This window comes from Fibrisoma limi BUZ 3 (assembly GCF_000296815.2).
Lineage (GTDB): Bacteria > Bacteroidota > Bacteroidia > Cytophagales > Spirosomataceae > Fibrisoma > Fibrisoma limi.
The window spans coordinates 1,345,186-1,369,307 of sequence record NZ_CAIT01000006.1 but is presented as its reverse complement, the minus strand read 5'-3'; the positions used below and the strand labels follow the sequence as shown (position 1 = coordinate 1,369,307).

The 24,122-nt window shown below is 54.2% G+C and carries 19 protein-coding genes and 1 pseudogene; 3 read left to right on the top strand and 17 right to left on the bottom strand.

All coding sequences use genetic code 11. From position 1 onward, the window contains the following. The first annotated feature begins 6 nt into the window (after window positions 1–6). Complete coding sequence (locus tag BN8_RS13705; RefSeq protein WP_009282492.1) at window positions 7–1,020, top strand: glycosyltransferase family 2 protein; 1,014 nt, start codon at window positions 7–9, stop codon at window positions 1,018–1,020. An 86-nt stretch (window positions 1,021–1,106) separates the two neighbouring features. Further along, window positions 1,107–1,454 carry a hypothetical protein gene (locus tag BN8_RS13700; RefSeq protein ID WP_040006076.1) on the top strand — a complete coding sequence of 116 codons (348 nt, stop codon included), beginning with the start codon at window positions 1,107–1,109 and terminating at the stop codon, window positions 1,452–1,454. Between the two features lie 64 nt (window positions 1,455–1,518). On the opposite strand, the gene BN8_RS33295 is transcribed toward BN8_RS13700, so the two are convergent. Together BN8_RS33295 and BN8_RS13695 are read right to left on the bottom strand one after the other, a co-directional pair. Then, entirely contained in the window at window positions 1,519–1,671 is a 153-nt protein-coding gene (locus tag BN8_RS33295; protein WP_009282490.1) for a hypothetical protein, read from the bottom strand. A gap of 91 nt (window positions 1,672–1,762) precedes the next feature. Next, window positions 1,763–2,083, bottom strand: a complete 321-nt coding sequence (locus tag BN8_RS13695) for a heavy metal-binding domain-containing protein (RefSeq protein ID WP_009282489.1) — start codon at window positions 2,081–2,083, stop codon at window positions 1,763–1,765. A gap of 351 nt (window positions 2,084–2,434) precedes the next feature. Between BN8_RS13695 and BN8_RS13690 the strand changes: the two genes are divergently transcribed. Beyond that, the gene (locus tag BN8_RS13690; RefSeq protein WP_009282488.1) at window positions 2,435–2,947 is read left to right on the top strand and encodes a lipocalin-like domain-containing protein; all 513 of its coding nucleotides are present in this window, start codon (window positions 2,435–2,437) and stop codon (window positions 2,945–2,947) included. Between the two features lie 54 nt (window positions 2,948–3,001). Here BN8_RS13690 and BN8_RS13685 read toward each other — a convergent pair whose 3' ends face one another. From BN8_RS13685 to BN8_RS13620, 15 genes and pseudogenes are all read right to left on the bottom strand, one after another. Beyond that, a complete protein-coding gene (locus BN8_RS13685; RefSeq protein WP_009282487.1) occupies window positions 3,002–3,694 on the bottom strand; it encodes a uracil-DNA glycosylase family protein in 693 nt (230 codons plus the stop codon). 133 nt (window positions 3,695–3,827) lie between these two features. Further along, on the bottom strand, window positions 3,828–4,514 hold the full coding sequence (locus tag BN8_RS13680; RefSeq protein WP_144051660.1) for a toxin-antitoxin system YwqK family antitoxin: 687 nt from the start codon (window positions 4,512–4,514) through the stop codon (window positions 3,828–3,830). A gap of 80 nt (window positions 4,515–4,594) precedes the next feature. Then, the gene (locus tag BN8_RS13675) at window positions 4,595–5,395 is read right to left on the bottom strand and encodes a serine hydrolase (protein WP_040006075.1); all 801 of its coding nucleotides are present in this window, start codon (window positions 5,393–5,395) and stop codon (window positions 4,595–4,597) included. Window positions 5,396–5,877: 482 nt separating this feature from the next. Then, the gene (locus tag BN8_RS13670; RefSeq protein ID WP_009282484.1) at window positions 5,878–6,981 is read right to left on the bottom strand and encodes a vWA domain-containing protein; all 1,104 of its coding nucleotides are present in this window, start codon (window positions 6,979–6,981) and stop codon (window positions 5,878–5,880) included. A gap of 69 nt (window positions 6,982–7,050) precedes the next feature. Further along, window positions 7,051–7,436 (bottom strand): annotated as a pseudogene (locus BN8_RS13665) (Uma2 family endonuclease). Further along, window positions 7,340–7,618, bottom strand: coding sequence for a protein of unknown function DUF820 (locus BN8_RS33600; protein ID WP_009282482.1), 279 nt, complete (start codon window positions 7,616–7,618; stop codon window positions 7,340–7,342). The pseudogene BN8_RS13665 and the gene BN8_RS33600 overlap by 97 nt, the downstream one beginning before the upstream one ends. A 125-nt stretch (window positions 7,619–7,743) precedes the next feature. Beyond that, the gene (locus BN8_RS13660) at window positions 7,744–8,682 is read right to left on the bottom strand and encodes an aspartate carbamoyltransferase catalytic subunit (protein WP_009282481.1); all 939 of its coding nucleotides are present in this window, start codon (window positions 8,680–8,682) and stop codon (window positions 7,744–7,746) included. Window positions 8,683–8,774: 92 nt separating this feature from the next. Beyond that, on the bottom strand, window positions 8,775–10,298 hold the full coding sequence (locus BN8_RS13655) for an alpha-amylase family glycosyl hydrolase (protein ID WP_009282480.1): 1,524 nt from the start codon (window positions 10,296–10,298) through the stop codon (window positions 8,775–8,777). 263 nt (window positions 10,299–10,561) lie between these two features. After that, a complete protein-coding gene (locus BN8_RS13650) occupies window positions 10,562–12,127 on the bottom strand; it encodes an alpha-amylase family glycosyl hydrolase (protein WP_051041082.1) in 1,566 nt (521 codons plus the stop codon). A 73-nt stretch (window positions 12,128–12,200) separates the two neighbouring features. Then, window positions 12,201–13,274, bottom strand: coding sequence for a SusE domain-containing protein (locus BN8_RS13645; protein WP_040005797.1), 1,074 nt, complete (start codon window positions 13,272–13,274; stop codon window positions 12,201–12,203). Window positions 13,275–13,359: 85 nt separating this feature from the next. Continuing rightward, window positions 13,360–14,937 (bottom strand): RagB/SusD family nutrient uptake outer membrane protein, encoded by a 1,578-nt coding sequence (locus BN8_RS13640; RefSeq protein ID WP_009282475.1) that lies wholly within the window; start codon window positions 14,935–14,937, stop codon window positions 13,360–13,362. Window positions 14,938–15,016: 79 nt separating this feature from the next. After that, on the bottom strand, window positions 15,017–18,049 hold the full coding sequence (locus tag BN8_RS13635) for a SusC/RagA family TonB-linked outer membrane protein (RefSeq protein WP_009282474.1): 3,033 nt from the start codon (window positions 18,047–18,049) through the stop codon (window positions 15,017–15,019). 543 nt (window positions 18,050–18,592) lie between these two features. Further along, complete coding sequence (locus BN8_RS13630; protein WP_009282472.1) at window positions 18,593–20,527, bottom strand: helix-turn-helix domain-containing protein; 1,935 nt, start codon at window positions 20,525–20,527, stop codon at window positions 18,593–18,595. 59 nt (window positions 20,528–20,586) lie between these two features. After that, window positions 20,587–23,412, bottom strand: a complete 2,826-nt coding sequence (locus BN8_RS13625; RefSeq protein WP_009282471.1) for an alpha-amylase family glycosyl hydrolase — start codon at window positions 23,410–23,412, stop codon at window positions 20,587–20,589. A gap of 96 nt (window positions 23,413–23,508) precedes the next feature. Then, the gene (locus BN8_RS13620; protein ID WP_009282470.1) at window positions 23,509–24,084 is read right to left on the bottom strand and encodes a Maf family protein; all 576 of its coding nucleotides are present in this window, start codon (window positions 24,082–24,084) and stop codon (window positions 23,509–23,511) included. Between the last annotated feature and the right edge of the window lie 38 nt (window positions 24,085–24,122).

Here is a 24,122-nt window from a genome sequence, read left to right as displayed (position 1 = left end):
TTATCCGTGTCCTATCAGTTTTCCATTATCATCCCCGTCTACAACCGTCCCGACGAACTGGCTGAACTCCTCGAAAGCCTCACGGCACAGACGTACACCCAGTTCGAGGTGCTGGTTATTGAGGACGGTTCCACGATTAAAGCCGATACGGTTGCCGCAACGTACCAAAACCGGTTGACTATCCGGTATTTTTTTAAACCGAACGCCGGGCAGGGGTTTGCCCGGAACTACGGTTTTGAACGGGCGCGGGGGGACTACTTCGTTATTTTCGATTCCGACGCGCTCGTTCCTCCCCATTACTTCGAGGTTGTTAATAAGCGACTTGACACCGCCTGGCTCGATGCGTACGGTGGCCCCGATGCCGCGCATCCTGGTTTTACCCCTATTCAGAAAGCCATCAGCTACTCCATGACGTCGCCGTTTACGACGGGCGGCATTCGCGGAAGCAAGAAAAATCTGGGCGGTACGTATCATCCCCGTAGCTTCAACATGGGGCTATCGCGGAAGGTTTGGGAAACGATTGGCGGATACCGCATCAGCCGAATGGGTGAAGACATTGAGTTTGCCATTCGTATCATCGAAAACGGTTTTAAAACGGGGCTGATCCCCGACGCGTTCATCTACCACAAACGTCGGACATCGTTCGGGCAGTTTTTTCGGCAACTCCGTTTTTTTGGGCGGGCGCGTATCAATATATCCCGCTTTTACCCAAAGGAGTTGAAGCTGGTACATACATTCCCGGCGCTGTTTACGCTTTTTGTCATGGCTGTTCCCGTATGGGCATTACTGAGCCCTCCGCTATTGTGGCTGTCGGTTGGCCTCCTGATGTTGTTTTCAATCCTGATATTTATCGATGCTGCTCGCATGGAAGGCAGTATGAAAGTGGGATTACTGAGCGTACAGGCTGCTTTTGTGCAGTTGATAGGCTACGGAGTGGGGTTCCTTAGTGAGGGCTGGAAACGGCTTCGGGAACCGAAGGACTTTCGCGAGACGGGATCGACCATCGAGTATCCGTCGTAGCAATGTTAAGAAATTGTTAAGCGAATGTTAACAAACTCAAATGGGTTAACGTTATGAATTCAATTCCTCGAAGTAATAGCGATAGCATGGCTAATTATACAAAACCACCCGGCCGCCGGTTAATAAAACGGATGAGCACGCGCACCAAATGGCTTATTCTGGCTCCGGTTAGTCTGGCACTGATTGGGGCTGGGTTATGCGTATTTAGTGAAGCGGGGCAGGCGAAACATACCGGTCAGCCGTTTCGACAGTGGTTTCTATGGGGGACTTATGGTTTGATTCTCATCAACGGCGGTCTGGCGTTGTTTGGGCAGGCAGTGCGGTACCGGGTGCAACTGGATTACCGCCGGTTTGTGCGTCGGCAACTCAAAAAGCAGGAACGTCAGTTCGTGTCTAAAAAACGGAAAACCCCACCGACTAAGGGTGGGGTATAAATACCAGTGGCCAATCCGCAGCGGGGTCAGTTCGCTTGCAGCGAATTTACAATTTACCTATCGCTTAGGCTTGTTTCTCGGCGAATGAAGCTTTGATAGCCTCTACGTCTACGTTCTTGACGATTGGCTTGCTCAGCAGCTGCTTGATGCGCTGCGTAGCGTTATTCGCACGGGCGCGATTCTTGCGACCCTTCCGTTTCAGTTCCGTTACTCCCATATCAATTTGATGCTAACAATTTTCTGATTGAAGGCGCAAAATTACGATTATTTACGACAGGATTGTAGCGCCGGTCCGTTTTTTTATAGCGTTATTCCATCACAACCGCCGTACCGTTGCAACTGACCATCAGCATAGTGCCGTTGCCGCCAATGGTCTGATAGTCGAGGTCGACCCCGATAATGCCATTAGCGCCAAGCCGCTGCGCCTGGTCGATCATTTCCTTGATCGCAATGCTCTTGGCTTCACGAAGCCCCTGCTCATACGCCCCCGATCGGCCCCCGACGACGTCGCGAATACCGGCAAAGAAATCCTTTACCAGATTGGCACCAATAATGGCCTCCCCGTTGACAAGGCCAATGTATTTTGAAATGCGTTTCCCTTCAATAGTTGAGGTAGTTGTAATGAGCATGTTGGTGTTCGTAGCAATTTGTGAGCTCCTGAAGAAAACAGACACATAAACGTTTCGCAAAGAACGCAGAGTTTTTCTTTTTCCCAAAGCCCCGATAGGGCTCCTTATCCGCCTAAACACGGAAATGAGTGGTAGAAGGGCGTAGTATATCGCCGTTGGCCGACCGGAAGCGTACCGCTGATAGGCATAAAGTGATAGTCTTTACGCATGATGATCTATCAATTCAAAGCGTATATCTGACAGTTCAGCAAGCAGTTCTTACTGTTCGTACGGTAGATGGCGGGCCGTTCCTGAACCTGTCTCTACTTTTGTGCCGTATCTCATCATTCACAATTACTTTTTTAACGTTCAATGAAACTAATGAACCCGGCCCGGCTGCTGACATGGGCTCTCGTAATGGCAATGCCCCTGTGGTTTGCAAGCTGTAAGAATGACAATGGTGGTACCGAACCGGTGAAGCCAAATTCGGTGGAGGGAAGCTGGAAAATCTCCGGCATGAAGCTTTCCGATGGTAAACAGACCGAAGATTACCTGGACCTGATCAAAACGATTCCTGGTGGTGCCGAACTCGTTGCCTGCCTGACGGACATCAAAATTACGTTCAACGGTAACGGTAAGATCACGGGTACTACGTCGCCCAAGTGCCAGTCGGAGGATGCCGAGGATTTTAACCCGGCCGCCAACAACGCACAATGGAAAGTGAATGGCAATAAGATTACGGTTACGGACGACGATGGCCCGGAAACGTACGATCTGAGCGTTGACGGCAACACGATGCAGTGGAGCTCGCCCATCGAAGAAGACCTCGACGGCGATGGCGTCAACGAGAAATTTACAATGACAATTGAGTTTAAGCGCGCGTAAGTAGCTGAATTATGGAAAAACAAAGACAGCCTCATTGTGGGGCTGTCTTTGTTTTTAAGCAAGACAGTCGGCCAGCGTACGGATGTAGCGGTCGATGTAAGCCGCAGTTTCCTTACTGCGGTACTGCAAAATATAACGAGGATGATCGAGCGTAACGATCCGGCCGAAGAAGCCTTGCTGGTCGTTGAGTCGGCGCAGGTACGTTTCGTTTTTACGACCCAGACAAACGGCCACGTGCCGGGCGGCCCCAAAGGTAAGCTGCGTACGTACGGTGTCGGTAATGGCGGGCCAGAGAGTTTCAGTCGTCTGCCGATCGTCGTAAAAGTTGTAATTTTTGGGGGCACCGTTGTCGCCCTTCTTAACCAGCGCCAGCGGAAACAGCGACGTCAGGAAAAATTGCCCGTAAAAGGCTTCGGCACCGCCAAACGCTTCGACGATCTGGTAAATGAACCGACTCGACAACTCGGGTGTTGGCGGCAGACTGTTCGGAATGCCGCAGTATCGGTCGAGGTTCTGGGGTGTGGTAAACGAAATGCCCGTTACGCCCGCACCGAACCGGCCGGGATTAATACCCAGTACGTAGACGCGCGGAGTCGTGTCGCTGTAGAATTTGGTGAAGAACTCCCGCACAATACGTTGCACTTCCGGTTCCTGATACGGGTTCATGACACCAATGCCGGGTGGCAGGCCGGCTGGAGCTTCCAGCGAGGAGTAATACGAAATGGCCTTATCGGCGAAGGTTGTCATCGGTACAGTCAGTAATCACGCATGCGGTAGTCTGGGGCAGACCGCTGGATGGTAAAGGGTCTGATTGGATACTGAGCGGCCACGGTCTGTCCCTGGTAAAGCGAAAGTTAAGCAACTCGGTCATTTGTTTTCATTATCGCACAATCGTTGAACTCACCGCAACGCCATGCAAAATGATTGGCTCCAGGGTGTAGATACACGTAACGGACTGTCCCTGATAAACGGCGGGTACCCATTCAACCTCGTTTAAGGCAAGCTGAACCGCCCCCCGAGATAACGTAGTGAATTCTTTATCCTGAACTGAAGGTATAATTCGATAGTGGGCACCGCTGGGCGAAACGGTGGCTGCAATTCGAAAAGAGGCTTCCAGAGTGCCCGCTTTCATCAGATTGAGGGGGAGTCTGGATTCGCGCATCAAAATGCCCAAAACCTGCTGACTGCTGGCCAGATAAAGGGGCGGCTGCTCAAGCTCAACTGCTGCAAGAGAGTCAGCTTGTTGGATCAGCCCGACGGAACTCGGATTTTTGCGGGTGTTGACTATGACTTTTTTGGCGGTGTAATCATGCACGAGTTCTTCCTTACCGTTTGCCAGGAACTTCCATTGGCCAACCCGCTGGTTGTTCTCGTACTGACCTTCTTCGAGCAGTACGTTGCCTTCCCGAAAGTACTTCTTGTAAGGCCCCGACCGAACAGCTTTGTTATCGGCCAGTACGCTGTATTCTTCTGTCAGATAGCGACTTTTTTCTTTAACTGTTTTCAGTGACTGAGCAAACCCCGGCGCAGCCAGAAGCAGCATGAGAAGCAGCAAGACGTGTTTCACAACGAAGAAGTTGGAGGGTTGAGATTACCACAATGCTATAAATTTTTGGGTGTAGTAAGAAACATTAAGCGCTAAAAAAGTTACCCTTTATAATGGTTGTAACACATCAGGGCAATCTCACTGATAATGCGCTCTGCCTCAGCAGTTGATACACCCTGGACCAGTACCGACAGCACAAAGGGCTGAGGAGCATAGATAATACCTACATCGCCCCGGACGTAGCTAAGGATACCGGTCTTGTGCGCTACAACTACGGTGTTGGGCAACAAACGGGGGATCGTCTGTCGGTTTTCGTTCTGCTTAAGAATGTCGAGCATCTGGTCGCAGAGGGCGGGCGTCGCAATTTGGTGTTGGTAGATTTTTGTCAGCAGTTGGTTCATCTCCCGCGCCGTAACGTAATTCTCGCGCCCCTGCCGAACCGCTGCAGTATCCATCATTACGCGGTTGAGCTGGGTTTTTGCCAGACCCAGCGACCGAATCCGTTGATTAATGGCGTTCATGCCCAGTTCGTTGATCAGGATGTTCGTGGCCGTATTGTCGCTGTGGATCATCATGAGCCGGATAATGTCGCGGTAGGCGATGCGGCTGCGGTGCGAGTAGGTTTTAAGAATGCCGTCACCGCCCGTTTTTTCGGAGTCCGTCAGGATATGGATCTCGTCGGGATCGAGCTGGCCGGCCTTGATGCGCTCCATGGCTTCGATCAGGATGGGAAGCTTGATGAGGCTGGCCGATGGAACGCGTTCATCGGCCTGGTGGTGGAAGGAACGGGTACTATCGGCCAGCGACTCGACGGCTACGCTGACTTGAGCATTGGTCGGTAATCGGCGCAAGTAAGCGGTTAGGGAGTCCGTAAGCGACTGGCCGGTTGTTTGAGTGATCATGACAAACAATAAAAGCAACGTGGCGAACAGCGTTCCGACTTTGACGGGCCTGGTTCGTGCTGTGTCAACCCCGACCGTATTCAGACGCGGGTTTGAGAACCCGCACTCATCAGTTTTGAGAAACCGACACCACGTCGACTGCACTGAACGACGTTTGGGAAGCAAAAACAAAGTCGGAACCTGAGCCCCGACTTTGTTTTTGACCTTAAAATGCATTTTCACTACAAAAAAATTTAGCTTAAGCCCATACCGCCCTTGCAGTACATGCAGTTGACACAGAATTAAGAATACTTAATAATCTGTTCGGTACTTGAAAATTATTCTGTTCAGCAGTTGTTAAGTTATTCATTTTCTTTTCGCTTTTAATTGGACGGTTCTGAGTAAAAAGGACAAGAAAAGTGAACGCTGAAATTCTCCCAAGCAGGAATACAATTTGTTGCGGTGTATCTATGGGACTCTCAAATATGAGCTTAAGCTTTGATTTACTTAATATTTTTCCGGCGGTTGCGCTGGAAGTCCTCGAACATCATGTTGCCTAAGCCCTGCAGGCCGCTGTAGTAGGCCCGGCCGTTGTTGACCTTCGTGAACTCCTGTACGAATTGTTTCAGGTATGGATCGCTGGCAATCATGAACGTAGTGATCGGAATATCCAGCCGACGGCATTGCGCAGCCAGGGTCAGGGTTTTGCTGACCACCTTGCGGTCGAGACCGAAGCTGTTTTTATAGTACTTGATCCCTTCCTTCAGGCAGGTCGGCTTGCCGTCGGTGATCATGAAGATCTGCTTGTTCTTGTTCTTCCGCCGACGAAGCAGGTCCATCGCCAGTTCCAGACCGGCCACCGTATTGGTGTGGTACGGACCAACTTCCAGATACGGCAAATCCTTGGCCTGAATCTGCCAGGCGTCGTTACCAAAAACAACGATATCGAGCGTGTCTTTCGGGTATTTCAGCTTAACAAGTTCCACCAGCGCCAGGGCTACCTTTTTAGCGGGCGTAATGCGGTCCTCGCCGTACAGAATCATCGAGTGGCTGATGTCGATCATCAACACCGTCGAGGTCTGCGTTTTCTGCTCTTTCTCGGTCACCTCCAGATCGCGTTCCATGAGTGTGAACTCCTCAACGCCACTGTTAATCTGAGCGTTCCGGATGGATTCGGTCATGGAAATCTGTTCGAGCGTATCGCCAAACTGGTACGTCCGAAGGTCGCTGCTCAGTTCGTCGCCGGTACCGGTGTAAGGGGTGTTGTGGTTACCGCCCGACTTCGAGCGTTTGAGTTTACCAAAAATCTCTTCGAGCGCCGACCGGCGGATGGTTTGCTCGCTTTTGGGCGTCATCACGATACGGCCCTGTTCGTTATCTTCGGTCAGATAGCCTTTTTCTTTGAGGTCGTCGAAGAAGTTGCCCATACCGTACTGATCGTCGGTGAGGCCGTATTGCCGGTCGAGCTGGTTCATCCAGGCCATTGCCTGTTCGACGTCGCCCGACGTTAGCAGTAGCAATTGCTGGAAGATGTTGAGCAGTTGGTCAAACTTGCCGCCTTCCTTCTGCTCAGGGGGTATGAATTCGGAAAACTGAAAGCCTTTCATGGAGTATGTCGTAAACGGGTCGATACGTAGCTAACAGTACGGTTCGCGGATTTGTTCGCCTTGACTGCACTACAGATTTACCTGCATGGTTAGGTCCGGAAGCACATCTTCGCCGGAGAGCGTAACGGTCGACCCTTCTTTGATTTCGATAGAACCGTTCCGACGATAGATGAATACCTGTTTGCCGATGCGGTCGATCAGCCAGCCTAAGCGGCAGCCGTTATCGCGGTACTCTTCCATCTTATCTTTCAGGGCCTTCAGTTCGTCACTGCTGGAACGGATTTCAACCACAAAGTCGGGGCAAATTTCTGCCGGTCCTGTTCAGATAAGGCATCCCACCGATCTTTGGTGATCCAGGCTACGTCCGGCGAGCGAACCGCCGAATTGGGCAGTTTAAAGCCAGTGCATGAGTCAAATACGTACCCAAGTTTGGTATTGCGATTCCAAGTCCAGATTTCGCCAGATAAATCGGCATTATAACATCCTGTTTCCGTTCCGGTGGGGGCATAAGAATGATGTTTCCGTTGGCATCCCGCTCCAGCTTCGTCGTTTCGTTTGCCTGACACAACTCGAAAAAGAAATCGTCGTCAAATTCCCGATACCGGGGCGGGTGCAGCGTGCGAAGTTCCAGATCCATGGCCAATCCTGCGTTTGACCAAATATAACGAAAATCCGGGTGTAATTGAGCAGAGCTTGTCTGGATGTGGTGTCAGGTTCCGAACCTGACACCACATCCAGACAAGCTCTCTTCAGGGGTATTACCTACAACTGCGCCAGCAGGTACAGCACCGCCATCCGCACGGCTACACCGTTCTCGACCTGATCCAGAATGATAGAATGCGTTGAATCGGCCGCGTCGGACGTTAACTCAACGCCCCGGTTGATGGGGCCGGGGTGCATCAGAACGATTGGCCGGTCGAGGTCGTCGAGCATCTGCTTGGAGATACCGTAGTACAGCGAGTACTCGCGCAGGGAAGGGAAATATTTGATCTGCTGCCGTTCGAGCTGGATGCGCAGTACGTTCGCTACGTCGCACCAGGCCAGGGCTTCGCGGACGTTGTGGCCAACCTTAACGCCAAGCGAGTTGATGTACTTAGGAATGAGCGTCGTAGGACCGCAGACCATCACCTCCGCGCCCTGTTTCTGCAAGCAGAAGATGTTCGACAAAGCCACCCGTGAATGCGTAATGTCGCCGATTATAGCCACTCGCTTGCCTGCTACGTCGCCGAGTTTTTCGCGGATTGAAAAAGAGTCCAGCAGCGCCTGAGTCGGGTGCTCATGGGTACCGTCGCCGGCATTAACGACGTTCGCTTTGATGCGGCTCGACAGGTAGTGCGGGGCACCGGGGCTACTGTGCCGCATCACCACCATGTCGACCTTCATGGCCAGGATGTTGTTGACCGTATCGAGCAGGGTTTCGCCTTTTTTGACCGAACTGCCGGATGCCGAAAAATTGACTACATCGGCGGAAAGACGCTTTTCGGCCAACTCGAAAGACAGGCGGGTACGGGTCGAGTTTTCAAAAAAAACGTTGGCGATGGTGATGTCGCGGAGCGACGGCACCTTCTTGATCGGTCGGTTGATGACGTCTTTGAACTCTTTCGCTGTCTCCAGAATGAGTTGGATATCAGCTTCGGTTAGATCTTTAATGCCTAGTAAATGGCGGACACTGAGGGCGGTTCGACGGGTCGATTGGGCCATGGGAGCGAGTCGGACAAAATTGGGCAAAGATAATGCGACGACTCGCTGTTTTTTACCAGCGGGCGAATTAATTCGCCCGCTGGAGGAAACAATCAGTCCAGCACGACGCAGCCATAAGCCGGTACGGTTACACGATCACCGGCGAGTTCGGTGCCGTGAACAGTCTGGAAAACAAGTCGTTTCATCCAAACTTCGTCTGGTGAAAAAACGACTTCCACCGGCTGGCCCGTCAGGTTGTGGACGACCAGTACGCGCTGCTGGCCCGACGAACGTACGAAGGCGACAACCTGCGGCTGACGAATGCCGGTCAGCTCCAGCCGACTCAGGTTATCGTTCAGCACCGGATGGCTGTTGCGGAACTGAATCAGGTGTTTATAATGGTTGTAGAGCGAATTCGGGTCGGCCTGCTGCAGGGCCAGCGGCTGAACGGTCCGGCTGCTGGTGTACTTACCCCGACGCCAGCGGGTTCGTTGCCGGTCTTTATCGCGGGTATTCCACAGGAATGGTTCGCGGATGTACTCGTCTGGTTTCAGGCCGAGCATGCCAATCTCCTCGCCGTAGTACAGATACGGCAGGCCGGGCAGGGTCAGCAGGAGCGAAGCCGCCACTTTCAGGTGATTCAGATTTCCCTTCAGCAGACTACCTATGCGGTTTTGATCATGATTGGAGAGGATCAGGGCATCAATAAACCGCGGATTGACCTTTTCGTACGCACTATGGGACGTGTGCAACAGGGTAAGCAGATCTTCCGTGTCGGATTCCCCGCGTACGATCTCCTCGATAGCGAGCCGCAGGTCAAAATTGAAGTTGGCTTTCAGTCCTCTGAAGTAAGGCGCGATCCGGTCCGGCCGGGTCCAGACTTCCCCGACGGCGTAAGCGCCGGGCTTCGCGGCTTCGACTACCTGGCCAAATTCCTCCCAGAACTCGTGGTTTTTTGGTTCTTCGGCTTCCCGGTACAGGTGCCGGGCCGCATCGAGCCGGAAGCCATCGATACCTACGTCGTTGAGCCAGAAACGCACGATATTAAAGACTTCTTCGCGAACGGGCCGGTGGTCGAAGTTGAGGTCGGGCATGCCACTCCAGAACATACCGTAGTATTTCTCGGGCGAAGGGTCGCCGGGCGCTTTATGCCACGGATTTCGCTCGGCCGAGTCGGCGGTAATGTCGCGGGTGGCCAGCCTACGGGCTTTGATTTGGGCGGGCGTCAGCCATTTGTAAAAGTGTCGGTACGGATTGTCCGGCCCTTTGGCGGCTTCCTGAAACCACCGGTGCCGGATGCTGGTGTGGTGAATCACCAGATCCAGAATAACCGCAATATCGCGTTTGTGGGCTTCGGCCAGCAATCGTTTGAAGTCAGCCATCGTGCCGTATTCAGGATCAATGGCGTAATAGTCCGTGATGTCGTACTTGTGGTAAGTCGGTGACGGATTAATGGGCATCAGCCAGATGGCCGATACGCCCAAATCTTTCAGGTAGTCGAGGTTGTTTGTCACCCCGTTGAGGTCGCCAATACCGTCGCCGTTGGAGTCGGCAAACGAGCGTACAAAAATCTCGTAGTGAACGCCCGTCTGGCCGGTACCTGCATGCTCGACGGGTTTTGTTGATTCAGGTTGCATGAATGAGATGTATTATTTTTCAACTCTGTACGGGCAAATTGAGTTCGTTGGTCAGGCAGGTGCCAATGTTGGTGCTACTATCAATAGCGCCATAGGTGCAGCCTGTAAAAAGAAACAAGTGCATAAAAATAGCTAACCCCATCGGGGCGGCCTACAATGATTAGGCCGCCCCGATGGGGTTAGCTATTTTTATTGGGTAACTTAATCCCTATTAATAGTTCTAATTTTCTTTGGCGTGTTACACCCAACCCCCTGCTACGTTACTACTCCAGAACCGCACAGCCATAAGCTGGTACGCTTAGCGTTGACTTTTTGAGCGATGCACCCGTCGTTGTCTGGAAAATAACCCGGCGGAACGCCTGCTCGTTTGGCGTCAGGGCTACGTCCAGCGGCTTGCCGGTCAGGTTTTGCACCACCAGTACGGATTTGTTGCCGGATTGACGAACAAAGGCCACAACGCCCGTCTGCTGAATGCCGGTCTGTACCAACTGGCTCAGGTTATCGTTCAACACCGGATGACTGTTGCGGAAGCGAATCAGCCGTTTGTAGTGGTTGTAGAGTGAATTCGGATCGGCCTGCTGACGAGCCAGCGGTGCCACGGTCGAGTCGGTCGTGAACCGTGGCTTCATCCAGCGCGTCCGCTGCTTGTCCTGGCTACGTTCAGTCCACAGGAATGGCTCCCGAATGGTTTCGTCGGGTTTGCGACCGAGCATACCCAGTTCTTCACCGTAGTAAATGTATGGGTTGCCGGGCAAGGTCAGCAGGAGCGAGGCCGCTACCTTCTCGTGGTTCAGATTACCCTTTAGGACGCTGCCGATGCGGTTTTGATCGTGGTTGGTCAGCATCGTGGCGTCGATGAACTGTGGATTGGCGTTGGCAAAAATAGCCCGGTTGCGAGCCAGCATGGCCACAACACCCACCGTGTCAGCTTCCTGGGCGGCAAGCTTCTGCAACGCAAAACTCAGGTCGAAGTTGAAGTTCGCCGTTAAGCCTTTAAAATACGGAGCAATCTTTTCAGCCGTTGTCCAGACTTCGCCGACCGTGTACACATTCGGTTTTGCGGACGCCATTTCGCGGCCAAATTCCTGCCAGAACGCGTGATTTTTGGGCTCCTCCTGATCGGGGTAGATGTGCCGGGCAGCATCCAGCCGGAAGCCGTCAACGCCCACGTCCGACAGCCAGAATTTGCCGGCTTTGTAGATTTCCTGACGAAGAGCCGGCTCGTCGTAGTTCAAGTCCGGCATACCCCGCCAGAACATGCCGTAGTATTTAGCCGGATCGTTGGCGTTCGCTACGTGCCAGGGGCTACGCTCACCCGAATCGGCGGTGGCTTCACGCGTGGCCAGATTCAGCGAATCGATCTGGCGTTGGGTCATCCAGACGTACCAGTTGCGGTGGGCCGCCGTTGGGCTGGACGCTGCCTCCGTGAACCACGGGTGCTGGTTGCTGCTGTGGTTGATCACAAAATCAATGATGACCTTGATGTTCCGCTTGTGGGCTTCGGCCAGCAGGCGTTTGAAGTCGGCCATCGTACCGTATTCCTTGTCGATACCGTAGTAGTCTGTTACGTCATACTTGTGGTAGGTCGGTGAGGGGTTGATGGGCATCAACCACAGGGCCGATACGCCCAGGTCTTTTAGGTAGTCGAGCCGGGAGGTAACGCCGTTCAGATCGCCGATACCGTCGCCGTTGGAGTCGGCGAACGATCGGACGAAGATTTCGTAATGTACACCCGTGCGGCCGGTAGCGGATACAGACGGTTTGGTCACCTGTGCCGAAGCGCCTGACGCCAGCAGGCACCACAACAGAAAAATTCGGATATAAGTCATAGAGAAAAAGGCATAAAAAATCGGCATAGCGAAAGCAGAATGTCCTTAGCTATGCCGATAAAAGTAAAGCCAGTTACTGCTTTTTGAGTGTATACGTGTAGTTGCCGGCCTGGCTGAGATCCAGCGTAATCAGGTACTTGCCGGCTGTTGTCACCTTCAGGTTATCGCCACCGTAGTCGAGGGTGCCGTCGGCAGTCTTGCCGTTTTTAGTATCACCGTCGCCAAAGTTAATATCCCAGGCATCGTTGGCGCGGAACTTGAGCTCGTCGGCTTTCAGGTCGAGCGTAGCCTGCCAGGTACCGGTGGCAGCATCGTAGGTCAGGGGCGTACTGGCGTCCCAGCCCTTAGGCGTTGCCGCACCGATTACTCCCCAGCTCGTTTTGGTAGCGCTCCAGGTCAACGCGTTCAGGTCGGCTTTGAGCAGGAAATAGCCTGTTTCGCTTACTTTCAGGTCAGAACCTTTGGCTTTCAGCTTACCGGCACCAGCATCGCCGTAGTCGTTATCCCAGTTGGGTGCAGGCGTGAACTTGAAGGGTGAGGCTTTCTGAAAATAGACGTAACCCTCGTAAACGCCATCGCTTTTCACCGACGCAATTTTAGGCGCTTTATCCGGTGCCCAGCCCTGGTAGTCGCCCGGCACCCACAGCGATGGGTACTCAAGTACCACCCGATAGGGCGTACCGGTCAGCGACGTGACATTGGAAAATACAGATGGCAGCGGATTACCGGCAGGGCGCTCGGTGAACGTAGCCAGATCCGATTTTACCCGAACGTCTACAGCGCTGGCCGTTCCCGGCGTTAAGCCGAGTTTGATCAGCGTGGCGTTCAGGTCGGCCACCGTCGGGGTGTATTTCAGGGCATTACCCACGGATACGTTTACCGGCGTTTTAAAGTCATTGCCTTTCTTGTCGAATTGAACGGTGTAGGTAACAGCCGCGTTTGGGTAACCGAACGAAGCCGCCGGCCAGGAGAAGGCCATCGCTTCTTTGGCCGCGTTATCGCTGGTGAGCGTAACGGTCGTAGCGCTGGCCGTCAGGGCGAGGTTGCCTTCCGGCTGAAGAACCAGGCGCTCCTCGTCTTTTTCGCAGGCACTCAGGGTGACCAGAGCCAGGCCTACGAGCAAGGATTTCTGAAAGAATGATTTCATATAGCGTTTATGTCGTATGCGTTTTAAGCGGTCTGTTGTCCCCCTGTCAGGCTTGTGCGTCGACATGACAGGGGGCAGGCCCGGATTAATACCCTTCGTTCTGCGTAAGTGTCGGGTTCGCGATCCGATCAGAAGCCGGAATCGGAAACAGGTTGCGGAAGTTCTCCACGGCGCGACCTTCCTTCACGCCCCCTTTCCAGGGCCACAGGTACGTAGCCGTCGTGAACCGTCCGTAGCGGATGAGGTCGGTCCGGCGATGGCCTTCCCAATACAGCTCACGGGCGCGTTCGGCCAGGATAAAGTCGGCGTTGATCGACGTAACCGGAGAGGCTTTGGCCCGTTGGCGCAGGTCATTGACCAGTTTCAGGGCCGTGGCCTGATCGCCACCCGAACCGCCACGAACAACGGCTTCAGCATACATCAGGTACACATCGGCCAGCCGGAAGAGCGGAAAATCGGTGTCGGGAAACGTTTCGTCGACGCCAATCTTCCCCGTTGACGTAATGTTCTTGTACTTGGTGATGGCGTAACCATCGGTGAACGTCGAGATGTCGTTGATCTCCAGGTTCTGGCCGTTGGTGAAGAACATCGCCCGCGTGTCAGCCTTACCCGTCGGGTCGGCAAACTGGTTCACCAGGGCTTTTGTGGTACGTAGTCCAGCCCAGCCGCTGTTGATGCCGAAATCCTTCGGTTGCATCTTGTCGCCACCCACGGCCGCGTGGATCAGGAACGTCATGCCGCCGAACGTTTTAGTACGGGCACCGTCGAACGTAACCGGCATGATGATCTCTTTCGAGTTCTGATTATCGGCCAGGAACAGCTTACTGTAATCGGCATCCAGCGTGTAGGCGTTCGACTGAATCACTTTGTTGCTGTACGTAATAACATCGTTCCAGCGGGCAGTGCCGGTGTACACCTGCGCGTTCAGGTACAAGCGTGCCAGCAGCGTCCAGGCGGCCGCCTTATCGGCCCGGCCGTATTCAGCCGCGCGGGGATTGGCCAGCTCGGTTTCGATGGCTTTCAGCTCGCTTTCAATGTAGGCAAACAAGTCCGCACGGCTAATCTGCTTCGGCAGAAACGAACCCACCGCATCAGCTTCTGTCACAAACGGTACGTTGCCGAACATATCCAGGGCGTGGGAATAAGCCAGCGCCCGCAGGAAACGGGCTTCGGCCCGGAACGTTTTCGCGTCGGTAGCGGCCTGACCTGTGATGCCGCGCTCGGCAAGTTTCGCATCCGTCGTTTCCCGGATAAACTCGTTGCTCAGGGAAACGAGGTAGTAAATCCGGTTGTACATGGCCGTAATGAACTCGTTGCCGGAGGACCAGGTCATGTTGTGGTAGTCTTTCACGGAACCGTCGTTCCAGCCGATCACGGCTTCGTCGGTAGTCAGTTCCTGAGCCATCCAGTACTGACGGAGGTAGTTGGAGAACCCCTCGTCAATACCCCCGATGTCGGGTTTACCGGCGGGACCTGCCTGTCCGCTCACGGCCAGCACGGCGTAGAGCTTGGCCAGCACCTGTTTGTAATTGGCCGGATCCTGATAAACCGAGGCCGACGTTACGTCGTATTCCGGCTGGCGATCCAGGTCGTTGACGCAGGCCGTTACGGTCAGGGCCAGCGCCAGCGATCCGATTTTAGCGATTTGTTTTATGGCGTTCATTTCGTTTGCAATTCGTTTGAGGGTCGATCCGCGTCACCGTGGTTTCAGGCCACGCGAATCAGACGCTATGTTGGCTGGCTTAAAAACCTACGTTTACACCGACTGAGAAAATGCGGGGCCGCGGATAGAAGTTGTTATCAACGCCACCGGCAATTTCCGGATCGAGACCTGTGTACTTCGTAATCGTGAATACGTTCTGGGCCGTAGCCGACAGCCGCAGGTTCGTCTTGTTACCGGCTACGCTGAACAGACTGCCGAAGTTGTAACCCAGGTTGAAATTGTCCATGCGCAGGAACGAGCCGTTCTCCAGGTAATAGTCCGAGAAAAACTGGGGACGGGTGAAGCCCGTTTCCAGCAGGTTCGGCGAACCGTTGGCCAGGAAGTTCAGCGAATTCGTCAGGCTCTGGTAGGTACCCAGCGACGACTTGACGTTGTTGTACACGTAGTTGCCGAGGTTGCTGCGCAGCACGAAACCGGCCGTCAGGTTGCGGTACGTCAACTGCGTCGTGAAACCCAGGAACACTTTCGGGTTCGCCGACTGATAGCGGTACCGGTCGTCGAGCGTCACCTTGCCGTCGCCGTTGATGTCCTGATACAGCCCTTCGAGGGGTTTGCCGGTCTGGTCATACACCTGCTTTAGTACGTAGTACGAGTTGGTGGGGAAACCGACCGTCTGAATCTGGATGGTATTGCCCGTCGCCCCGCCGATGCCACCCACCGGAATACCCGGATCGTTCGGCGTCGGTACTTTCGTCAGGTTCGTGATCTTGTTCTCGTTGTACGTTACGTTGAAACCCAGGTCCAGGTTCAGGCCTTCGCGCTGAATCGGCGTGCCGTTGATGGCGAACTCAATCCCCTTGTTTTCCAGGTTACCGACGTTCGTCAGAATCTGGTTCGTCAGGTTTGAGCCGGCCGGCACCGGAATCACGCTCAACAGGTCTTTGGTTTTCTTCTGGTACACATCAATGCTACCCGACAGGCGACCGTTCAGGAAGGCGTAGTCGATACCGGCGTTGATGGCCGATGTTTCTTCCCACTTGATGTTGGCGTCGTAGCCCTCAGCCCGCAGCGTACGGTAGAATGCGTCGCCAAACTGGTACTGTGCCGTAGGATCGCTGATGGTGTAGCGGGCCAGATACGGGTAGTCGCTCAACGTAGAGGGCAAATCCTGCTGACCCGTTACGCCATAACCCGCCCGGAATTTCAGGGACGACAGCGCCTTCACGTCTTTCAGGAACGATTCTTCCTTTACATTCCAGGCGAACGCCAGCGAGGGGAACGTACCCCAGCGGTTGTCGGGGCTGAAACGCGACGTAGCATCGCGACGGATGGTGGCCGTCAGCACGTAGCGGTCCTTGAACGTATAGTTGGCCCGGCCGAAGAACGCCAGCAGCGTGTACTGCGTCTTAAACGGAATACCCGCCGGGGCGTACTCGTTGCCGTTGGCAAAGCGATCGGGATAGCTGGGTTGCTCGCGAATGAAATCCTGGTACGAATAACCGGCCGTCAGATCAACGCGGCTGGCGATGCTCTTCAGCTCTTTCACGTAGTTCAGATAAAACTCCAGCGTCTTGTTGTTCCGCTTCTGCGAGTAGATGTTGTTAACCCCGCTGGCTTCGTTCGACCCGCCCCGGTAAAACTGCGATGCCGCCGTAGCCGGAACGAAGATGGTACCGTCGCTTGATGATACGTCGTAGCCGAGGTTCAGGTTTGCCCGCAGTTCGGGCAGGAAATGGAATTTGTAATCAAACACTACATTACCGAAGCTCCGTTTGACGGTACTCTCGTCGAAGCGCTGCTCCAGCAGACCCAGCGGGTTGCGGGTAGCCTGGGTGTTCGGGCGGCCGGTTGCCGCATCGAGCCATTCGAAATAACCGCCGTAGGCCTCGCGGTTGCTGTAGACCGGCTGCGTGGGGTCGAAGGCAATAGCGGCCCCAATAGCCCCCTGATCGGCAAAGCGGTTGTCGATGATTGACCCTTTCAGGTTGATGTCAACTTTCAGGTGATTCTTGAAGAACGTGGGCGTCAGGCCAATGGCACCCGAATACCGTTTGAAGTTCGACGTTTTCAGCACGCCGTTCTGATCGAGGAAACCGGCCGATACACGGAACGGGATGTTTTTGGTTGATCCTGTTACGCTCAGGTTGATGTCCGGGCTGGTGGCGGTGCGATAAATCTGCTCCTGCCAGTTGGTGTTGGCCGTACCGAGCAGCGCTTTCTGCGCGTCCGTAGCGCCAATCTGGTTGTTGACGATGTCGCGGTATTGGTCGCCCGTCAGCACTGGTATGAGCTTTGAATTGGTTGAAACGGAACCTAATGCGCTCAGATTTACGTGCAATTGGTCGCCCTGGCGGCCTTTTTTGGTGGTAATCAGAATAACACCGTTGGCGGCACGAGCCCCATAGATAGCGGCTGCTGAGGCATCTTTCAGTACGGTAAAGGTTTCAATATCCTGCGGGTTGATGAAGCTGAGTGGATTGGAGGCCCCCGAAATGCCATTGTTATCAACCGGTACGCCGTCGATCACGTACAGCGGATCGTTGCTGGCGTTCAGCGACGAGCCACCCCGAATCCGGATCTGGCTGCCACCACCCGGCTGACCATTAGGGGGCGTAATCTGCACACCGGCCAGTTTACCCTGGATCAACTGCTCAGGGTTGACGATGTTCCCCTTCTGGAAATCTTCGGTCGAGATTGATGCAATAGAGCCCGTTACGTCCTGCCGACGCTGCGATCCATAACCAACCACGACTACTTCCTGAAGTGACTTCGAATCGTCGAGCAACGTAATGTCGAGGGTAGTGCGGTTGCCGACGGCTACTTCCTGCGGGGTCTTACCGATAAAGCTGAAGACCAGCGTGGCAGCAGGGGGGACGTTAGTCAGGCGATACGTACCATCTACATTGGACTGGGTACCCCGATTGGTGCCCTTCACCTGAACCGTTACACCGGGTAAGGGTGTACCGTCGGTTTCTTTCACGACGCCCGAAATGGTAACGTCCTGTGCCCAGGCTGTCAGGCTTAGAAACAGCGCGAACACAAAAGCAGCCGGTCGGAAAAAACCATAAACGGTCTTGCCCGGTCGGGATGCTTTTAGGGATGGTTTCTTCATGAGTTTGGTTAGAAAATTGATTTAATCAGTAAGTTGAGTTGAATCAGACAGTTAAGCCAGTCAACTATTTCTGACAAAAGTACCAGGTTGCGGAACGCCGGTCGTCCCACTTTGCCCCCGGAGTGGAGATGGGCCCCGATTGTTAATTTTTGTTAAAATAAGCCTTGAGTATCAATGTAGTACGTCGGTAACTTATGGTGCCATTTTCACAAAATGGCACCATAAGTCATTGAAAAAGCTAAAAAATTAATGGTTTTGTACGCGAATGACGGGCGGGTTGGGGCTGGTCGCGGCCGACTGGGATACTACGTTGAAATTGCCTTTCGTATCATAACCCCAAACCCTGAAGGGGCTTAGCGTTGCTTAACTCGACCTCTGAGATTAGCAGCGCTAAGCCCCTTCAGGGGTTGGGGTACAAAACAGAGTACCAGTGTGAAACCGGTATGAATGTTGTGCTCTTTTAATCTTGTAACGGACAACCTGCTGGCCGGCCGGTCAGGTTTGAGAACCTGACCTCACACATGGCCTCGATGAACGGAAACCCTACTCGCGCACGTAGTTGAAGTATTCGCTGGGGGTCTGCTGCGTAAGCTTCTTGAAGGCCCGGTTGAAGGCCGTTTTGGAATTAAATCCCACCTCGAAGGCCAGACTCAACAGTGTGTAGTTGCGGAAGCGCGGATCGTCCATTCGCTTCTTCAGTTCCTCCACCCGGTAGTAGTTAATGAAGTCGAAGAAGTTTTTTTCGAAGCCGTCGTTGATCACCCTTGACAGCACGTGCGGCTGAAGCTTCAGCTTTGTGGCCAGTTCGTGAATCGTCAGGTTCGGGTTCGTGTACGGCTTGTGCCGCTTCATATACGCTTCGACCTGTTCCTTCAGCGGCTGAATGTCTTCATCGGGAACCGGCTCTGGGGGAGCCAGCGGGGTGGAAGCGGGCTTTTCGGGAATCTCAGCCACTGGTTGAACCGGCGCTGGAACGACCGGCAGCGGCTCCGCCTGCTCAAACAACCCGATCGGTAGCGGCTCCGGCAGTTTGAAAATCTCCGGCTGGTGAATAGCGACATAGCCCAGGAAGTACGTAATGGTCGAGAAAACCAGCCAGATGGCATCTACATTCCGCTCGGCAATGGACAGCACGTCGAAGTCAACGACCCGGCTAAAGCCCACAATGACGTACATAAACGCCCACAGGGTTAGACAAATGGCCTGGATATTCAGCACGCTGGCGAGGTATTGCAGATTCTGCTCGTAGGAATAGCTCGTCTGGTACTGTTCTTTATAGGCCCGAATCAGCTTCCGGCACATAAGCCAGTAGCGAAGATTAAAGAGCAGCGCCAGGAAACCAAAGCCCAGAAAGAGCGCCTGAAGGTCCCAGGACTGGTTTACTACCTTGAGCTGAAACACCTTGCTCTCCATCAGGAAATAAGGCAGATATGCCAGCAGTTGTATGATGGCCGGCAAATAATGATACTGCCAGCCCCGTGCGGGACGATCCTGATTGAACAGTAGCTTACGGATGTAAAAGTAAAACAGGGGGGCATAGGTGAACCAGATAAAATCCGGCACCAGCAACAGTTTGGTATAAGACTGCGCTACGTCGCGGAAACCACTGATCACCCGAACGCCCATCAGGACCGACGTAATGCCCAGCAGCAACACCAGCCGGCGATTGGCCTGCCAGTTGTAATTCTGAATTGTTGGGATGGCGACAAGCAGGAGCAGTCCCTGGAAGCAGGAAAACAGCATCAGCAGGTCGTAGATCGAGTAGAAGTTGAACGTACCTGTCAGATCTTCCCAACTGATGATGCGTACATCAATCGGCTGTTCGTTGGCGATGTCTTTACGGTACACGACCCGATTCGGTCGGGCTTTACCTACTTCGCGTCCTTCGACCGAATTCCAGTTACCCCGCGTGAACTTATACTCAAGCCGGTCAGCGTTGGAATAGACCGTAACGGCATAGGTACCATCAGGCTGTTTCTGCAACCGATAGTCCGGATTGCCGGGGTTCCAGTTGGTGAAATTGCCAGTAATAAACAGTTGTGCGTCGTGGGGGGTGTTGGTCGGCACATCCGTCACGACGAACCGGTAGCCCAGTTGCTGTTCCCAGCCGGCAATTGTGGTCCGGATCCGCTTCGGGTCGACGCCCGGTGTGTTGCTCAATCTCGCCCGGTCGTATACCCGGTTGGCTATTTTACCACCTCTGCTGTCGCCTTCGCCCAGCGCCCAGCTTCCCTGCGTGAACTTGTATTCAAAATGCATGAGGGAGTCAGGCAAATTAACCACAAAGGAGCCGTTGGGCTGCTTCTGTAGCTTATACCTGGCATCGCCGGGGTCCCAGTTGTTGAATTCTCCCGCTATATACAGTCCTTTACCCGCCGGCGTAAGCGGAGGGGTGTGGGTGACTTCCACCCGTATCTGGGCCTGGCTTGTCAGCGCAGCCAACACCCAAAAGAGAACCGTATTGAAAAAAATCTTCATTCCGCAATAACGTTGGTGCGCTTGGGGCAGGTCAGCCGAACCTCACACCACAAGCGGCACTATAATTTTACTAATTTTCTGATAATCTGTCGGTCACCCTGCTGGATGCGCAGAAAATAAAGCCCCGTCGGCAACGTATCGATCGTGAGCGTTTGGTGCCATTGACTCCCCGCTTTGATTGCCTGCCACGAGCGAAGTAAACGCCCCCCTGTATCGGTCAGCTTCAGATCGACGGCCCCGCGATAGCCGTTGGTCAGGCTAACCGCTACTTCGGTCTGGACCGGATTTGGGCCAATCGTAAGGGCATCGACCGGTTCAGCTTCGACGCCGGTAATGGTCAGGAAATTGAGCGTATAAGGAACCAGATTCGGTTTGGCGGCTGCGGTTCTGGTCGTGTTGAATACATGAAACTCGCCCGGTTGCAGCACCAGTTGGGCGTTCTGGCCAATACCCTTCACCTCCTGTCCCGAAAAATGATCGTACCACGTTCCTGATCCCAGCAGCCCCGCTTCCACCGTTTGTGGTACAACGTCAAAATTGCCAATGATATACGCTGTTCCAGCAGAACTCCGCAAGGTCAGGCGCTTCACCGGCCCATCGAACGAAACCGAATAGTCCTCGGTTGAGAACACCGGCTGGGTCTGTTTAAGTTTGATCAGTTCGCTATAAACGTCGAATAATTTTAACCGGTCCGGGTCGCGCAGGTACTCCCAGCGCACGGGTTTCGCGCCGGTCCGGCCGTTCTCGTCGATGGATACGTCGTAGCCCAGTTCGCCAAACTGCCAGATGAGTTTGGGGCCCGGCACCGGCAGGAAAAAGGCCGCGGCCAGCTTGGCCCGGTCGAGGGCGGTCGGCAGATTTTTTGTGTTGTACGACCCTTGGGCGCGGCCGTTCTGCCGTACATCGAACAGCAGGCGCTCTTCGTCGTGGCTTTCCATATAACCCACTACGTTCGGTTTCTGCCAGTTGCGGGCTTTAAACGAAATGCCCGAAAAGTCGCTGCCGGCCGTAACGCCTTTGGCGGCATTGCGGTACTGTCCGTTGTGATTGCCCCAGAAGAGCATGCCGTAGTCGGCCAGTTCTTTCTCCTCCTGGTTATCAGCGAAGTGTTCAAGAATGATGTAGGCCGTGGGGTCGTAGGAGCGGATCTGGTCGTAAATCCGTTTCCAGATGGCTACCCGGCTGGCGTCGTAGGCGCTCCAGGCTCCCACATCGCTACCCGTGTTTTTCTGCGTAAAGCCTTTGGAGAGGTCGAAGCGGAAACCGTCAAATTTGTATTCCTGTAACCAGTAGCGGCACACCCGATCGACCAGGGCTTTGGTATCGGTACTTTCGTGGTTGAAGTCGAAAAACACGCTGAACGGGTGCGTAGCCTGTTGATTGAAATACGGGTTGTCGGCCGAGGGCTGCGTACCGTCCCAGTACATTTTCACGTACGGAAATTCGTAGTCGGCCTGGTTCAGCACCATGTCGAGTACGACGGCGATACCCTGTTTGTGAGCCGCGTCGATGAACCGTTTCAGGTCATTTTTTGTGCCGTAGGCCTTGTCGGGAGCGAAATAGAAGATCGGGTTGTAACCCCAGGAGTCGTTACCCGAAAACTCCATAATCGGCATCAGCTCAATGGTATTAATGCCCAGGCGTTTCAGATACGGCAGACTGTCGGTGAGCGTCTGGTAGTTGCGGTTTTGCACAAAATCACGCACCAGCAGTTCGTACACCACCAGGCTTTTCGGATCGGGGCGCTGAAAAGTCGTGGTCTGGAAGGCATAGGGCGTTTGGGCGGGTTGCAGCACCGAAACCGTATTGCCCACGGCCCGCTCGGGAAAAGGTTTCAGGTTGGGATACGTAGTCGCCGGAATGAACTTGTCGTTGTTGCGGTCCAGAATCTTGTCGGAGTAGGGGTCGGCCACGCCGATGGTACCGTCGACCAGGTACTGATACGCCACTTCCTGGCCGGGTGTCAGGTTAATCAGTTCCAGCCAGTACCGGTTGCCGTCGGGTGTCCGGTTCATCAGGTACTGGGGCGCAGTCGTCCAGTTGTTGAACTCACCGAGGAGGTACACGAAGTTCTTCTTTGGCGCGTACAAGACCAGCGTAGCGCGGTTGTCGGCGCTGTAGTTGATACCATCCCGCAGACCATTCGGCAGGGCTACGACGGGCGGCTCCGGCCTAACCGTAAAGTAGAATGTGTCGGCGGCCGTCTGGCCCGTAGGAGAAGTTGTAGTCTGAGCACGGCAGATCACGGTACGTTTCACCCCCGTCTGTGTGCCGGTGTTGATGGTGGCGCGGAGCGTATCCCGGTCTAAGGCCGACGCAACGGACTGGCCATCCAGTAAAACGGATAATGAGGCCCGCTGGGATGCCGTAAACCGAACGGGCAGCGACGTATTGGCGGCAATGAAAAAGTCCTTGCTTGCAGGTTCCAGGCGCGAGAGGCTGAGCCGACCGTCGTAAATCCGTACGAATAGATCCTCCGTCTGCGCTTTGCCGTCGCCACTTTTCAGCAGCACACCCAGTCGGCGGATGGGCGTCCCGGACGGCACTCCGAAGTACGTCCGGGGAGTAAGTTTGATCTGCCACTTGTTGTTGCCCAGCGAGGTCATTTTGCCGGGCGCGAAGGGTTTGGCAAAATCAGTCTGCCCGGCCGGCTGAAACTCGAACGCGTTGCCGGTTTCGGTGCTGCCTGCCCCCGACCAGAGGTACACATCGTCGGTTTTCCCCAGCAGCCCCCTGGCGCGGCCGTCTTTGGCCTGAGAAACGTCAAAAATCAAGGTTACTTCCGCGTCGGCGGTCGGGAAAGCAGGTTGAGTCGTAACGGCCTGACCAACAGCCGACAAGGCCGGAATAAGGAAAAAGAAGGCAATAACGTATAAAAAGCGCATAGTCTGTTGTGAAAATAGTGCTAAATATACGCTTTTTTGTAATATACAGCCGCCTGGTTACGACCCTGCCTGATGGCAATTTTCGAGCTGCCCGGACTAAAGAGCGTACCGCTTCAGGACCTGATACACCCGGTGCGTGGGCAGACCCATAACGGTATAAAACGAGCCTTCGAGCCGCGAAATGCCCACGAGCCCGACAAAGTCCTGCGCCCCGTAGGACCCGGCTTTATCGAATGGACGGCACACACGGATGTAGTAATCAATTTCGGCATCGGTCAGGTCGGCAAACCAAACAGTCGTTTCATCCGTAAAGGATAGCATTGCATCCGGGGCCAGCAGGCAGACACCCGTCCGGACGCGGTGCGACCGCCCCGCGAGGCTCCGTAGCATCCGGTAGGCATCGTCAGCATCGGCGGGTTTATTCAGAATCTGGTTATCCAGAATGACCACCGTATCGGCGCAAAGAACGAGTCGGTCGCCCAGATCAGCCCGAAACTGGTCGGCTTTCTGGCGGGCCAGGTACTCGGCTACGTCCTCGACGGGCATATCGGCGGGAAAAAACTCATCGGTGGGTCTGGTTTCGATGGTGAACGAAAATCCGGTGTCGGTGAGGAGTTGTTTGCGCCGGGGTGACCCCGACGCCAGTACCAGCGGGTAACGTAATGAAAACATAGCGTATGGAAGCGAGACGCAAAAATAGCGCAGATGCC